This window comes from Mesorhizobium loti (assembly GCF_003148495.1).
Classification (GTDB): Bacteria; Pseudomonadota; Alphaproteobacteria; order Rhizobiales; family Rhizobiaceae; genus Mesorhizobium; species Mesorhizobium loti.
The window spans coordinates 796,719-810,154 of the sequence record NZ_QGGH01000002.1; the positions used below are offsets into that span (position 1 = coordinate 796,719).

At 62.5% G+C, this 13,436-nt stretch carries 13 protein-coding genes; 5 read left to right on the plus strand and 8 right to left on the minus strand.

Translation table 11 applies throughout. The features are described from left to right. Nucleotides 1–41 precede the first annotated feature (41 nt). The 7 genes from C8D77_RS12305 to rpsF all read right to left on the minus strand — a co-directional run bounded on the left by C8D77_RS12305 (nt 42) and on the right by rpsF (nt 5,418). A complete protein-coding gene (locus C8D77_RS12305) occupies nt 42–755 on the minus strand; it encodes a DUF1428 domain-containing protein (RefSeq protein ID WP_109662815.1) in 714 nt (237 codons plus the stop codon). A gap of 141 nt (nt 756–896) precedes the next feature. Beyond that, nucleotides 897–1,868, minus strand: coding sequence for a small ribosomal subunit Rsm22 family protein (locus C8D77_RS12310; RefSeq protein ID WP_109662818.1), 972 nt, complete (start codon nt 1,866–1,868; stop codon nt 897–899). Nucleotide 1,869: 1 nt separating this feature from the next. Beyond that, a complete protein-coding gene (locus C8D77_RS12315; RefSeq protein ID WP_109662820.1) occupies nt 1,870–2,193 on the minus strand; it encodes a YnfA family protein in 324 nt (107 codons plus the stop codon). A gap of 68 nt (nt 2,194–2,261) precedes the next feature. Beyond that, a complete protein-coding gene (locus C8D77_RS12320; RefSeq protein ID WP_109662822.1) occupies nt 2,262–3,566 on the minus strand; it encodes a cyclopropane fatty acid synthase in 1,305 nt (434 codons plus the stop codon). Nucleotides 3,567–3,864: 298 nt separating this feature from the next. Continuing rightward, complete coding sequence (gene rplI, locus C8D77_RS12325; RefSeq protein ID WP_109663351.1) at nt 3,865–4,449, minus strand: 50S ribosomal protein L9; 585 nt, start codon at nt 4,447–4,449, stop codon at nt 3,865–3,867. A gap of 220 nt (nt 4,450–4,669) precedes the next feature. Then, on the minus strand, nt 4,670–4,918 hold the full coding sequence (gene rpsR / locus C8D77_RS12330) for a 30S ribosomal protein S18 (protein WP_006203718.1): 249 nt from the start codon (nt 4,916–4,918) through the stop codon (nt 4,670–4,672). Further along, nucleotides 4,918–5,418, minus strand: coding sequence for a 30S ribosomal protein S6 (rpsF, locus tag C8D77_RS12335; protein WP_013532520.1), 501 nt, complete (start codon nt 5,416–5,418; stop codon nt 4,918–4,920). Before rpsF ends, rpsR begins: the two co-directional genes overlap by 1 nt. Nucleotides 5,419–5,882: 464 nt before the next feature. Between rpsF and C8D77_RS12340 the strand changes: the two genes are divergently transcribed. Beyond that, nucleotides 5,883–7,529 (plus strand): pilus assembly protein, encoded by a 1,647-nt coding sequence (locus tag C8D77_RS12340; protein WP_109662824.1) that lies wholly within the window; start codon nt 5,883–5,885, stop codon nt 7,527–7,529. Between the two features lie 48 nt (nt 7,530–7,577). Here the strand turns inward: C8D77_RS12340 and C8D77_RS12345 are convergent, their stop codons facing one another. Then, nucleotides 7,578–9,533, minus strand: coding sequence for an LTA synthase family protein (locus tag C8D77_RS12345; RefSeq protein WP_109662826.1), 1,956 nt, complete (start codon nt 9,531–9,533; stop codon nt 7,578–7,580). A gap of 253 nt (nt 9,534–9,786) precedes the next feature. Here C8D77_RS12345 and fabD point away from each other — a divergent pair, with 253 nt between their 5' ends. The 4 genes from fabD to fabF all read left to right on the plus strand — a co-directional run bounded on the left by fabD (nt 9,787) and on the right by fabF (nt 13,405). After that, nucleotides 9,787–10,740, plus strand: coding sequence for an ACP S-malonyltransferase (gene fabD / locus C8D77_RS12350; RefSeq protein ID WP_109662828.1), 954 nt, complete (start codon nt 9,787–9,789; stop codon nt 10,738–10,740). A 60-nt stretch (nt 10,741–10,800) separates the two neighbouring features. Then, the gene (fabG, locus tag C8D77_RS12355; protein WP_109662830.1) at nt 10,801–11,538 is read left to right on the plus strand and encodes a 3-oxoacyl-[acyl-carrier-protein] reductase; all 738 of its coding nucleotides are present in this window, start codon (nt 10,801–10,803) and stop codon (nt 11,536–11,538) included. Nucleotides 11,539–11,871: 333 nt separating this feature from the next. Continuing rightward, the gene (locus C8D77_RS12360) at nt 11,872–12,108 is read left to right on the plus strand and encodes an acyl carrier protein (RefSeq protein WP_006203723.1); all 237 of its coding nucleotides are present in this window, start codon (nt 11,872–11,874) and stop codon (nt 12,106–12,108) included. A 34-nt stretch (nt 12,109–12,142) separates the two neighbouring features. Beyond that, a complete protein-coding gene (fabF, locus tag C8D77_RS12365) occupies nt 12,143–13,405 on the plus strand; it encodes a beta-ketoacyl-ACP synthase II (RefSeq protein ID WP_109662832.1) in 1,263 nt (420 codons plus the stop codon). The last annotated feature ends 31 nt before the right edge of the window (nt 13,406–13,436 follow it).

Consider the following 13,436-nt stretch of genomic DNA (forward strand, 5'->3'; position numbering starts at 1 on the left):
TCTCCTTCTCCAGGAATTGTCGAAAACGAGGGTTCTTGGGATCAGGCGTCGAGGATCGGTGCGAAGCCGCCATGGACCCGGCGCTGGTTGTCGTAGGGCATGGCGTCGGCATACATGCGCGGATCGGCAATCACCTTTTTCCAGGCGTCGTCGCGCACCTGCTTCGACGGCCATTCGACCCAGGCATAGACGACAACCTCGTCTCCCGTCGCTTTCACGGCGCCACGGTAGTCGGTGACCTCGCCGTCGGGAACATCGTCGCCCCACGCTTCCACGACGCGGTTTGCGCCATGTTCCTTGATCACCGCGGCCTGCTTCGCCGCCACGGCAAGGTAGGCTTGCTTGTTGGCGGCCGGCACCGGCACCAGCGAGCCATCGATATAGCCGGTCTTGCCGGTCGTGTTCAGGTCGATGAACGGCGTGAAGCCGCCAATGATCATGCGCTTGCCGTCAAAGGGCATGGACGCGCCGATCTCCGCCATGCGCGGATCGCTCATCATCGTCTGATAGGCTGCGTCCGCCGCCGCCTTGTCCGCGTATTCGTGCCACGAAAAGGTGATGACTTCATCCGGCTTTGCCTTCACCGCACCTCTGAAGTCGGTGACCTTGCCGCCGGGCACGTCGTCGCCCCATCCTTCGACCATGCGGGTGGTGCCGAACTCCCTCAGCACCGATGCCGCCTTGGCGACATGGCTGCGATAGGCTTCCTTGTTGGCGGCGGGCACCGCGGCGACAAATCCTGCGATATAGCTCATTGCGTTTCTCCTGTTGGCTGATGTCGTTTGACACTCTTGGCGTCTCGAAAGGTCCGAGAACGCCAATGGTCGAACGGCACGGCCTGGATTCGACATCGCTCCGAAATTTTTCTTCGGCGCGGTTCGAAACGCCACGGCTGCCTATTCGGAAGCCAGCCTGTCGCCCCAGTCCAACCGCCGGGCCAGCTTGAAGTCGGCGCCGTCGCGCTTGGTGAACAAGCGCTCGGCGGCGGTGCCGTCGTCCTGGCAAAGCTTGAGCAGAACCTTGCCGGAACCGGATTTCGGCGGCGCAAGAACCCGTGCCTGGTGCGAAGTGGGCCGCTCTCGGGACGCTGCGACATAGATGAACTTCTCGTCTTCCCACGGCACGTCGGCGTCCTTGGCCAGCCTGTGCAGGCGCGAGCGGGCGACGCGTCGGGAAAAATGGCACCAGTCGGGCGGGGCGAGCGGGCAGGGCGCGTGATGCGGGCAAGGCGCAAGCACATGTGCGCCCGCCTCGATCAGCTGCCGGCGCACGGCAAGGATGCGCTGCCAGCCGGCGGGCGTTCCCGGCTCGACGATCAGCAGCGTGTCGCCAGTGAGTTGCCAGAGCCGGCCGATGAGCTTCGGCAGTGATGCCGGAATGATCTCGTCCAGCACATAGGCGCAAGTGACCAGATCGGCCGGCTCGATGTCGGCAAGGTCGATGGTGGCATCACCCGCCAGCCATCTGGTCCGGGCGGCAATTGCGTCGCCGGCAAGTGTCTCGCCGACCTTGCGTACCGCCGCGCTCGCTTCCAGCAGCACCGCCTGTTCGAGATCGGGCCACTGATCGGTCGTGGCCCAAAGCACCGTACCGGGGCCGGCGCCGACGTCGAGCAGGCTCCTGGGTTGAAAGCCGGGCTTTGCGTCGCTCAGCGCGTCGAGGCTGGCGCGGATCGCGGCATAGGTCGCCGGCAGCCGCGTCGCCAGATAGGCCTTCACCGCCAGATCCTCGGCCATGTGCAGACGGCCGTCGCGCAGCTCGGCGCGGTAGCGGTCGGACAACGTCTTTGCCGCTTGCTTGAGTACCGCCAGAGGAACGTTTTCGAGCAGGCGCTCGACACCTTGGCGAAGGGATGCCGGCAACTCCATCTTACGCGCCCCGCGGGGCGAGAAGCATCACCGAAGCGCCGGCAATGCAGAGCGCAGCACCGGCAAAATCCCAGCGGTCGGGGCGCACGTCCTCCACCAGCCACAGCCAGCCAAGCGACGCCGCAATGTAGATGCCGCCATAGGCGGCGTAGGCGCGGCCGGCGGCTGACGTGCCGACCAGCGCCAGCAGAAAGCCGAACAGGGCAAGTGAGGCGAGGCCGGGAAGCAGCCACAGCGGCGACTTCCCTAGCCGCCACCAGGCCCAGAACGAGAAGCAGCCGGCGATCTCGGCCAGGGCGGCAGCGCCATAGAGGACGTAGGTCATGAAAAAGGTCCCGTGACGATCACGGGACCTTTTTCAGTGCAGGAGCCGGCAATGGCAAGCGGCAATGCTTATTCCTGGTCCGCAACCTTGCGGCGGCGCGCCGGCCTGGCGGCAGGGCTCTTTTTGACCGGTGCCGTTTCACGATGCCCCATGTCGCGCATCTCAAGCGCCTTCTCGCACTTGGCTATGTAGTCGCGCGACACCGGCAGCGTGTCGTTCTTCTTGGTGATCTGGATCTGGAAGATGACCAGGTCCTGCCAGCGGAAGGCGGCTTCCGAGGCAGCCAGGTAGAATTCCCACATGCGGCAGAAGCGCTCGTCATAGATCGCCTTGGCCTTGTCGCGGTTGGCCGCGAAGCGCTGGCCCCAGTGCTTCAGCGTATCGGCATAGTGGAGCCTGAGAATCTCGACGTCGGTGACCACCAGGCCTGACTTCTCGATAGCCGGCATGACTTCCGAGAGCGCAGGGATGTAGCCGCCTGGGAAGATGTATTTGCGGATGAAGGCGCTGGTCGCCCATGGCACGCCGGAACGGCCGATCGTGTGCAACAGCATGACGCCATCCGGCTTGAGCAGCGTCGCGCTCTTGTCGAAGAAGGTGCGGTAATGGTTGACGCCGACATGCTCGAACATGCCGACCGAGACGATGCGGTCGAAACGCTCGTTGAGTTCGCGGTAGTCCTTGAGCTCGAAATGCACGCGGCTTTCCAGCCCTTGCGCGTGCGCCCGGTCGGTGGCGACGCCATGTTGCTCGGTCGACAGCGTCACGCCCTGCACGTCGACGTCGAACGCCTTGGCGAGATAGAGGCCAAGCCCGCCCCAGCCGGAGCCGATGTCGAGCACCGTCTGGCCGGCCTTCAGCCGGAGCTTGGCGGCGATGTGGCGCTTCTTGGCGGCCTGCGCTTCGTCGAGCGTCATGTCCGGCTGCTCGAAATAGGCGCAGGAATACTGCATGTCCTCGTCGAGGAAGAGCCGGTAGAGATCCCCCGACAGGTCGTAGTGGCGCTGCACATTGCGGCGCGAGCGCGAGGCGGTGTTGATCTGCTGCAGGCGGCGGAAGGCGTGGCGCAGGCCTTCGATGGCCTTCGACCAGGTGGCGTCGATGCCGCCGCTGCCCATGTTCTGGAAGGCGATGCGCATCACGCCCAGCACGCCACCTTCGAGAATGTCGAGTTCGCCGTCCATGTAGGATTCAGGCACAGCCAGCATCGGATCGAAGGTGATGGCGCGCTCGGCATGCGCGGTCTTGATATGCATGTGCACCGGTTCGCCGCTGCCGTCGCCGAAAACCACTGTCGCGCCCTTGGGGCCGGTTACCTTGAGATTGCCGGTCCGCACCAGGCGGTCGAGAACGCGTTTCAACAGAATATTCATGACCAAATGTCCCCTCTCGGCCAGACAAGCTGTCTTGGCGCGTGACCCGAAAATCGGAATCGATTTTCACCGAGGGTCTTGCGCCGAACCAAAGTTCCACAGCGTCATTTGCGCGGCCAAAGGACGCGCGACGCTGTAGTCTGCAACAATATATAGGGGTTCGAAAAGTTCCATTTGGCATAAAAAAGCCCGGGCGCGAGGCCCGGGCGTTGGTCCAGTATTGCTGGATGTCGGCAAAGTGATCAGAACAGTTCTAATCGTGATCGAAGCGCAGCTCCAATCGCCTTGCGACGTATGATCAGGCGTTGTCTTCGCCGCCCTCGAACTCGGTGTTCGGGTCGAAGAAGTTTTCCGGCCGGGCGTTGTCGTTGATGTCGTCGCCATAGATGGCTTCGGCGGTGGTCAGCGTCTCGCCCTTGGCCTGGCGTTCGGCTTCGTCGGCCGTGCGGGCGATGTTGAGCGTGATCGTGACTTCGACTTCCGGATGCAGCGCGATCGCCACATTGGTGACACCGATAGTCTTGATCGGCTGGTTGAGCAGGATCTGGTTGCGGTTGACCGAGAAACCTTCCGCCGTCAGCAGATCGGCGATGTCGCGGGTCGAAACGGAACCGTAAAGCTGCCCGGTTTCACCGGCGGAACGAACGGCGATGAAGCTCTTGCCGTCAAGCTTTTCGGCGACTTGGGCCGCTTCCGACTTGCGCTCGAGGTTGCGGGCTTCGAGCTGGGCCCGCTGGCCTTCGAACTTCTTCTTGTTGGCTTCGTTGGCGCGCAGAGCCTTGCCCTGCGGCAGCAGGAAGTTACGGGCAAAGCCGTCCTTGACCTTGACGGTATCGCCCATCTGGCCGAGGCGGGAAACGCGTTCGAGAAGAATGACTTCCATGGTTTTGTTCCTTTGGTTGGGCGCCAATCGATCGATGATATCGACGCCGAATGTCTCTGGAACAGGTCAGGAAGCTTGAGCGCCTGGGGCGCTGGTGTCGCTGTCCTGCCTGTCGCGGCAGTTAGAGGTTTTGACCTCAACCCGGGATTTGAAGCTCAACCCTGCGGCGCCCGTCGCCGTGGGAGAAGAGCGGGCGGCAAACCGCCCGCTCATAAAAGATCTAGCGAACCACGTAGGGCAGCAGGCCGAGGAAGCGGGCGCGCTTGATCGCCTTGGCGAGTTCGCGCTGCTTCTTCTGGCTGACGGCGGTGATGCGCGACGGCACGATCTTGCCACGCTCTGAAATGTAGCGCTGCAGCAGACGCACGTCCTTGTAGTCGATCTTGGGCGCGTTGGCGCCGGAGAACGGGCAGGTCTTGCGGCGGCGATGGAACGGGCGCCGGGTCGGGATCTGGTTGATGTCGACCATTATTCTGCACCCCCTTCAAAGCCTTCGCGCGGACGGCGCGGACCACGATCGGCACCAGCGTCGCCAAACGAGCGCGGCGGACGATCGCCACGGTCGCCACGATCACGGTCGCCGAACGAGCGCGGGCCACGATCGCCACGGTCGCGGTCGCCGAAGCCGCCGCGTTCCGAGCGCTCTTCGCGCTTCTGCATCATGGCCGACGGGCCTTCCTCATGCGCCTCGACCTTGATGGTCAGGAAACGCAGCACGTCTTCGGACAGGCCCATCTGGCGCTCCATCTCGTTGAGCGCGGCCGCGGGGCAATTCAGGTCCATCAGCGTGTAGTAAGCCTTCCGGTTCTTGTTGACCCGGTAGGTAAGGGACTTCAGTCCCCAGTTCTCGACCCGACCGACGGACCCGCCATTTGCGGAGATGACGCCCTTGTACTGTTCGACAAGCGCATCGACCTGCTGCTGCGAGAGGTCCTGCCGGGCAAGAAACACATGTTCGTATAGAGCCATAGTGGTTCAGTGCCTTTCTTCGTTTCTCTCCCGGTTCCCGGCGGCAAAAGCCTCTGCAACTTCTCTGACCCGCTGGTCCCGAAGGGCGGGGAAGAAAGGAGCATTTCGAGACGGTCGAGAGCGGAGACACGGGAGGCGGAAGCACTTCTGGCATCACACGAAGGTTTTCGAAAAAAACCTCCGGCCCTCCGTTCAGCCCCCAGCAAGGACCGGCAGATTGCGGGCGTCTATATAGCAATCCAGCCGCAACGCAAGGGCGGGCGGCGTCCTCTGTGTCGCATGCGGCGGAAAAATCAAGCAGCAACAACGGCCCAGGCTTTGAGGTTTCCGGCAACTGCGCCTTAACCACACTATTAGATTGTGCGCAGTTGAACCCCCGCCGTCAACGGTCGATTCATCATGGGAGGCGCAGAAGCCGTATAGCCCGCGCACAAAAAGCGCGGCAAGCATTTGCGGGGGTAAGGATGCTTTTCGACAAATTCTGGCGCTCAACGAGCGGCAATTTCACGCTCGTGCTGGGACTGGGCTTGCCGGTCATCCTGACGGCTGTCGGTTTCGCAACCGATGTCTCCACCCTCATGCGGGCCAAGAGCAATCTGCAGAATGCCCTCGATGGGGCAAACCTTGCCTCCTCGCATCTTGGCGATCTCGACATCACCCGCAATGATGCCTTCAACCGCTATTTCCAGGCCAATATCGTCGGGCACGGTGAACTCGGCAATGCGCAGGCGACGTTGACCGTCGACAAGGGCATCAATTTCGTCAAGACAAAGGCGACTGCCTCCGCTGACGTCAGTCTTAACTTCGCCTTTCTGTTCGGCGACAGCAAGCACATCGTGGTCGATGCCTCCGCCGTCGAATCGAACAACCAGCTCGAAGTCGTGCTGGTGCTCGACAACACCGGCTCCATGGCCGGCGCGCGCATGACGGCGCTGAGGACAGCGACCAAATCATTGCTCGACACGCTCGAATCGACAAAGTCGCCGACGCGCCAGATCCGTGCCTCGCTGGTTCCATTCGTTACGGCCGTCAACGTCGACGGTGACGAATTCGACCCGTCCTGGATCGATATGGACGGCAAGTCGTCCACCAACGGCATCAATTTCCCGGTCATCGACGGTAAGCGTCCCAATCACATGGCGCTTTTCAAGCAGCTCAAGCAGACCGGATGGACAGAGCCCGGATGGAACGGTACCGGATGGAAAGGTTGTGTCGAGGCGCGACCGGGCACCTACAACATTTCCGACACCCCGCCAGATCCCGCCAGGCCCGACACGTTGTTCGTTCCGTATTTCGCGCCGGACGATCCGCAAGTTGCCCAGGCCCCGTCTGCCTCCTATGGCAATTCAGATAAATACTACAACAATTCCTATCTCGACGACGGCTACGACAAGACCAAGCTCGATAAGCAGAAAGGCAACGCTCTCGGCATCGATGTCAGTGATCTCGTCGGCGATTTGGTGACGCCCGGCAAGCCTGCCAAGGAAAAGATCGCCAAATATATCGCGCCCGTCAACGAGCTCATCACCGAGACGGGCACCCGCATCACCGTCGGCCCGAACCGCGCTTGCCCCACACCCGTCGTCCCGCTGACCGACGATTTCGACAAGCTGCGTAAGGCAGCAGGCGAGATGACCGAGTGGAACGGTTCAGGCACCAATGTCTCCGAGGGCCTATCGTGGGGGATGCGGGTGCTTTCGCCCGCCGCGCCCTATACCGATGGCGCGCCTTGGAAGACGCCGGGCATCAGCAAGATCGTGCTGTTGCTCACCGATGGCGAGAACGTCGTCTATGGCGCCAGCGAACAGCCGACGAAATCCGACTACACACCTTATGGCTATCTGGCTGGTGGCCGCTTCGGATCGGACAACCAGACGACCGCGGCGCGCAATGTCGACGGCTGGACCAAAAGCGTTTGTACGCAGTTAAAGGACGAGGGGGTGCAAATCTACACCATGGTGCTGCAGTCCGACACCGCCGCCAACCGCGCGCTTTACAGCGCCTGCGCTTCAGACCCGAGCGACTATTATGCCGTCAACGATCCTACCAAACTGCCGAACGTGTTCCTGCAGATCGCCAACAAGTTCACGAAGCTGCAATTGACGAATTGAACGCTCGACCCGAGAGAGACCGGCCGGCTCCTCACGGGATCGATCGGTTCAACTCGTATGGGCGGCGACAACCTTGTCGACCGTTTCGGGGAAGAAGTCTGGCGCTGCGTGGCGTTTGCCGAACATCATGTCGTACTGCAACAGGCGGAAATCGCGGATCGCCGGGTCGATCTCTTTCTGCCGCGCCCAATCGGGCGTGGCCTCGCCAGCCGGCGTCAGCAACAGGTTGCGGTCGACGACGCGGTAACGTTCGCTCATCTGGCCCAGAAATCCGGTGTAATAGGGATGGCTGATGCCGGCCGTCTTCAGGATATGATAGGGCAGGAAGGCCGGGCTGACGGCGCCCATGTCTTCAGCCGGCCCGGTGCGGTTCGACCAGATGACCAGCGGCGTCTCGTGGTGTTCGAGGGCGGCCTCGGGCGACGCTTCCTTGCGCGGCGCGACATTGTCCTTCAGGAAGCCGGTTTCGACATAGACCGGCCCCAGCGGCGGCAGATGGTCGCCGAAGAAGGCGATCACCGTGGGGCGGGAGCGTTTCTTCGCCCATTCGACCAGGCGTTCGAGACCGCGATCGGCATCGGCTGAGCCCTCGGCGTAGCTCAGCAGCGATTCGCGCGCCCACTGGCTGATCGGCGCCTGCACCGTATGGGTGGGATTGTAATAGCGGTTCGGCTCGTAGGGACCGTGGTTTTGCAGGCTGACCGCAAAGAAGAACACCGGTTCGTCGCTGGCGTCGGCCTCGCTGATGATCTCGTCGGTCATCGCCGCATCCGATGCCAGCGGCCCGCGCTTCTGCATCGGCGGCAGCGTTTCTTCCGACTTGAAATCGTTGAAGCCGAAATCGGCGTAGACCGCGCCACGGTTCCAGAACCAATTGGTGCCGGGATGGATGGCGCGCGCGCGGTAACCCTGGCTCTTGAGGAAGGTTGCGAGCGAAGGCGTCGGCGTGCGCACATATTGCTGATAGGGGATGCTGCCGGCCGGCAGGAATGCGTTGGAAAAGCCGGTCAGCGCCTCGAACTCGATGTTGGCGGTCATGCCGCCGAATTCCGGCGAGAACATCGAGCCCGAGCGCAGCGCCCGCACATTGGGGATCGGATCGGGCGTGATGGTGACGCCGGGCAGCTTGGTCGGATCCCAGAAGGACTCGCTCATGACGATGATGATGTCGGGCTTCTCGGCCGGCACCGAGGCGGTCACATCAGTCCTGCTGATCGCCGCGATTGCCTTGTCGGAATAGCCTGATGGCGCCGAGACATGCGCCATCGGCACGTTGAGGGCAAAGGCCAGCGCAAAGCCGTTGGAGGCATAATTTTCCTTCTGGTCCCACATGATCGGTATGATCTGCAGCCTGTCCCTGGTCCAGGAGAAGGTGGCATAGTCCATGATCGAAACGAAGAAAGCGAGCAGCGGCACGGCCAGCGTCAGCCGGGCAAGGCGTCCCTTGCGGCTGAGCACCGGAACCTTGCGGCGCCACAGCCGCCAGCCATAGACGAGCAGCGACAGGCCGGCGACGATGCCGACGACCATGGCAAGCGCGGTCATCGGCCGGTCGCGCACCAGGAGCGGCAGCAGCGCGAAAATCTGGCGGGCATAGAGGAAATCGGTCGGATAGAGCGGATCGCCGAGATAGTGCGACTTCTGGTGACCGACGAAGGCAAGCGACAAGGTCAGCGGCGCGACGATCATCAGGCTCTGGTGGCTGCGGCCGAGCACCGCATCGAGGCCGATCAGGATCAGCGCAAACACGACAATGGTGGTCCAGCCAGGCTTGAGCGGCTGCAGGAAGAAGGAGACGGTGCCAGCAAAGTCGCCGCGCACGATCAGTTCGATGGCAAACACCAGCATGGCAGCGATCGCCAGGCTGATCAGCCCATAGCGCACGACCGGCCATCTCCTGCCCGGCAGATAGCCGGTGGAAGGGTCGTCTTCCAAGAACTGTGGCGCGGCCTTGCCGGCGCGTTTGTAACTCTTTGCCACCTTAACTTCCCCACCCAGCGACAAACACGTCACTCGATTGTCATAGAATTGTCACGCAAAGCTAGCGCCTGTAGCGAAAATAAGAAGAGCCAGCAAACGAATCGTGAGCGGTTTTCATCAGGAGTGATCGCCAAAAAGCCTTTCGGAACAGGCACTCGGCAGACGAAGCCGCCGCCGGGCGGGGTCGAACTGGGCTTGACTTGGCGACCTGCCTTGCGTCACAGGCAAGAAAAACTCGTCTATCAGATAAGCAAAACCAGCCCTTGGGAGTCCTCGCATGGCCGTTGCATTCACCTTTCCTGGACAAGGCAGCCAGGCAGTCGGTATGGGCAAAGATCTCGCCGACGCCTTTCCCGAGGCGCGCAGGATCTTCCAGGAAGTCGACGACGCGCTCGGCGAAAACCTGTCGAAGCTGATCTGGGAAGGGCCGGAAGAGACGTTGATGCTGACCGCCAACGCGCAGCCGGCGCTGATGGCGGTGTCGCTGGCCGCGATCCGGGCGCTGGAATCGCGCGGCTTCTCGCTGAAAGGCAAGGTCGCCTATGTCGCCGGCCATTCGCTGGGCGAGTATTCGGCACTCGCGGCCGCAGGGTTCGTTTCGGTTGCCGATGCCGCCAGGCTGCTGCGCATCCGCGGCAATGCCATGCAGGCGGCGGTGCCGGCCGGCGAGGGTGCGATGGCGGCGATCATCGGACTGGAGCAGGCCGATGTCGAGGCTGCCTGCACAGAAGCCGCCAAAAGCTCGGCCAACGGGGCGGTTTGCCAGATCGCCAACGATAATGGCGGCGGCCAGCTGGTCATTTCCGGCGCCAAGGCCGCGGTCGAACTGGCGGCAAAATTGTGCACGGAAAAGGGCGCCAAGCGCGCGCTGATGCTGCAGGTATCCGCGCCCTTCCATTCGGCGCTGATGGCGCCGGCCGCGAACGTCATGCGCGACGCACTCGCCGGTGTGACAAAGAACGCGCCGGCCGTCCCGGTCGTCTCCAACGTGTCTGTGGCGCCGTCGAGCGATCCGGACGAGATCGCCCGCCGCCTGGTCGAACAGATAACCGGCCGCGTGCGCTGGCGCGAGACGGTGGAATGGTTCGGCGCAAATGGCGTCACTACGCTTTACGAAATTGGCGCCGGCAAGGTGCTTTCGGGATTGGCGCGGCGCATCAACCGCGACATCGCCACCGCGTCGGTCGGCTCTGCGGCTGAGGTCGAGGCGGCATTGGCAGCGCTTGCATAAAGCGTCATTTGATCCCATCCCTGTAAAACAGGGTGTTCTCTTCTCAATCAGGAGACAAAAATGTTCGAATTGACTGGCCGCAAGGCTCTCGTCACCGGCGCATCCGGGGGCATCGGCGAGGCGATCGCCAGAGTGCTGCATGCGCAAGGCGCGATCGTCGGCCTGCATGGCACCCGCATCGAGAAACTGGAGGCGCTCGCCACCGAGCTTGGCGACCGGGTCAAGCTGTTTCCGGCCAATCTGTCGAACCGTGACGACGTCAAGGCGCTCGGCCAGAAGGCGGAGGCCGATCTCGAAGGCGTCGACATCCTGGTCAACAATGCCGGCATCACCAAGGACGGATTGTTTGTGCGCATGTCGGATGCCGACTGGGACACCGTGCTCGAGGTCAACCTGACCGCCGTGTTCAGGCTGACCCGCGAACTCACCCACCCGATGATGCGCCGCCGCCACGGCCGCATCATCAACATCACTTCGGTGGTCGGCGTCACCGGCAATCCCGGCCAGACCAATTACTGCGCCTCCAAGGCCGGCATGATCGGCTTTTCCAAGTCGCTGGCGCAGGAGATCGCCACCCGCAACATCACCGTCAACTGCGTCGCTCCGGGCTTCATCGAATCGGCGATGACCGACAAGCTCAACGACAAGCAGAAGGAGGCGATCATGGCGGCGATCCCGACGCGCCGCATGGGCACCAGCGCTGAAGTCGCGTCCGCCGTTGCCTATCTCGCCTCCAACGAAGCCGCCTACGTCACCGGCCAGACCATCCATGTAAATGGCGGCATGGCGATGATCTGACGGGCCTTGTTGATAATTCCACCTTGCCGGCCATCTGCTACGGTTGTCTGCGCTTCCGGTGCTCGCGTACTCCAAGTACGCTCCGCTCCGGTTCTCGAAAACCGCACCATATGACCCGGCAGGGCGAATTCTGAACAAGGTCCGGCGGGCTGTGAAAAGAGACCATTTCGGCTTGGACCTCAGCTATTTTTCGTGTAATGCGGCCCGCAACCCGGCGGTTCGGGCAAAAACCGGTCTGTAGCCGTTGCGTTTCCGGCAGGACCATCTTTCAGCTTGATTAGCGGCATTCTGCCCGCTAACGAAGACAGACAAACAAAAGACGAGGATGCCCAAATGAGTGACACCGCAGAGCGCGTCAAGAAGATCGTCATCGAGCACCTTGGCGTCGATGCCGACAAAGTGACGGAGCAGGCGAGCTTCATCGATGATCTGGGCGCCGACAGCCTCGACACGGTCGAACTCGTGATGGCGTTCGAAGAAGAATTCGGCGTCGAGATTCCCGACGATGCAGCCGAGACCATCCTGACCGTCGGCGATGCGGTGAAGTACATCGACAAGGCTTCGGCCTGACGCTTTCTGCAGTCATCACCGGGGAGAACCTGCGATGAGGCGTGTCGTCGTCACGGGCCTTGGGTTGCTGTCGCCGTTCGGCATGGGCTTTGAGCACAGCTGGAAGGAACTTCTGACCGGCCGCAGCGCTGCCAAGCGTATCACAGAGTTCGAGGTGGAGGATCTTGCTTGCAAGATCGCCCACGTCATTCCGCGTGGCGATGGCAGCAATGCCACCTTCAATCCCGAGGCCGTGCTCGAGCCGAAGGAATTGCGCAAGATCGGCGACTTTATCCTGTACGGGATTGCCGCCGCAGACGAGGCGCTGAAGGATTCCGGCTGGGAACCCAAGACGCATGAAGAGCAGTGCGCCACCGGCGTCCTGATCGGCTCCGGCATTGGCGGCATCGAAGGCATCGCCGAGAACGCGATGATCCTCAAGGAACGCGGCCCGCGCCGCATCAGCCCTTTCTTCATCCCGGGCCAGATCATCAATCTCGTCTCCGGGCAGGTTTCGATCCGGCACAGGCTGAAAGGTCCGAATCATGCCGTCGTCACGGCCTGTTCGACTGGCGCGCACGCCATTGGCGATGCTGCCCGGTTGATCATGTGGGGCGATGCCGACGTGATGGTCGCCGGTGGCGCCGAAGCGCCGGTGACGCGGCTTTCGATCGCCGGCTTCGCCGCGTGCCGGGCGCTGTCGACGGAGCGCAATGATTCGCCGCAAACGGCGTCGCGCCCCTATGATCGCGACCGTGACGGCTTCGTCATGGGCGAGGGCGCCGGCGTTGTCGTGCTCGAGGAGCTCGAGCATGCCAAGGCGCGCGGCGCCAAGATCTATGCCGAGGTGACGGGTTATGGTCTCACCGGCGACGCGCATCACATCACGGCGCCCGCCGAGGATGGCGATGGTGCCTTCCGTTGCATGACGGCCGCACTGAATCGGGCCAAGCTGGCACCTGCCGATGTTGACTACATCAACGCCCACGGCACCTCGACCATGGCCGACACGATTGAGCTCGGCGCTGTCGAGCGGCTTGTCGGCAATGCCGCGTCGAAGATTTCGATGTCGTCGACCAAGTCGTCGATCGGCCATCTGCTCGGGGCGGCCGGTGCCGCCGAAGCGATCTTTTCGATCCTTGCCATCAGAGACAATGTCGCGCCGCCGACCATCAACCTCGACAACCCGGAGCGCGAAACCGCGATCGACCTGGTGCCGAACAAGCCGCGTGCCCGCCAGATCGACGTGGCGCTGTCCAATTCCTTCGGCTTTGGTGGTACCAACGCGTCGCTGGTCTTCCAGCGCTACAATGGCTGATCGTCAGGCTATCGGGCGACGCTTTGGCGTG

What these genes read in the sequence shown, in the direction of transcription:
- C8D77_RS12305 (WP_109662815.1), bottom strand. Translation starts at nt 755, where the DNA reads ATGAGCTATATCGCAGGATTTGTCGCCGCGGTGCCCGCCGCCAACAAG.
- C8D77_RS12310 (WP_109662818.1), bottom strand. Translation starts at nt 1,868, where the DNA reads ATGGAGTTGCCGGCATCCCTTCGCCAAGGTGTCGAGCGCCTGCTCGAA.
- C8D77_RS12315 (WP_109662820.1), bottom strand. Translation starts at nt 2,193, where the DNA reads ATGACCTACGTCCTCTATGGCGCTGCCGCCCTGGCCGAGATCGCCGGC.
- C8D77_RS12320 (WP_109662822.1), bottom strand. Translation starts at nt 3,566, where the DNA reads ATGAATATTCTGTTGAAACGCGTTCTCGACCGCCTGGTGCGGACCGGC.
- rplI (WP_109663351.1), bottom strand. Translation starts at nt 4,449, where the DNA reads ATGGAAGTCATTCTTCTCGAACGCGTTTCCCGCCTCGGCCAGATGGGC.
- rpsR (WP_006203718.1), bottom strand. Translation starts at nt 4,918, where the DNA reads ATGGTCGACATCAACCAGATCCCGACCCGGCGCCCGTTCCATCGCCGC.
- rpsF (WP_013532520.1), bottom strand. Translation starts at nt 5,418, where the DNA reads ATGGCTCTATACGAACATGTGTTTCTTGCCCGGCAGGACCTCTCGCAG.
- C8D77_RS12340 (WP_109662824.1), top strand. Translation starts at nt 5,883, where the DNA reads ATGCTTTTCGACAAATTCTGGCGCTCAACGAGCGGCAATTTCACGCTC.
- fabD (WP_109662828.1), top strand. Translation starts at nt 9,787, where the DNA reads ATGGCCGTTGCATTCACCTTTCCTGGACAAGGCAGCCAGGCAGTCGGT.
- fabG (WP_109662830.1), top strand. Translation starts at nt 10,801, where the DNA reads ATGTTCGAATTGACTGGCCGCAAGGCTCTCGTCACCGGCGCATCCGGG.
- C8D77_RS12360 (WP_006203723.1), top strand. Translation starts at nt 11,872, where the DNA reads ATGAGTGACACCGCAGAGCGCGTCAAGAAGATCGTCATCGAGCACCTT.
- fabF (WP_109662832.1), top strand. Translation starts at nt 12,143, where the DNA reads ATGAGGCGTGTCGTCGTCACGGGCCTTGGGTTGCTGTCGCCGTTCGGC.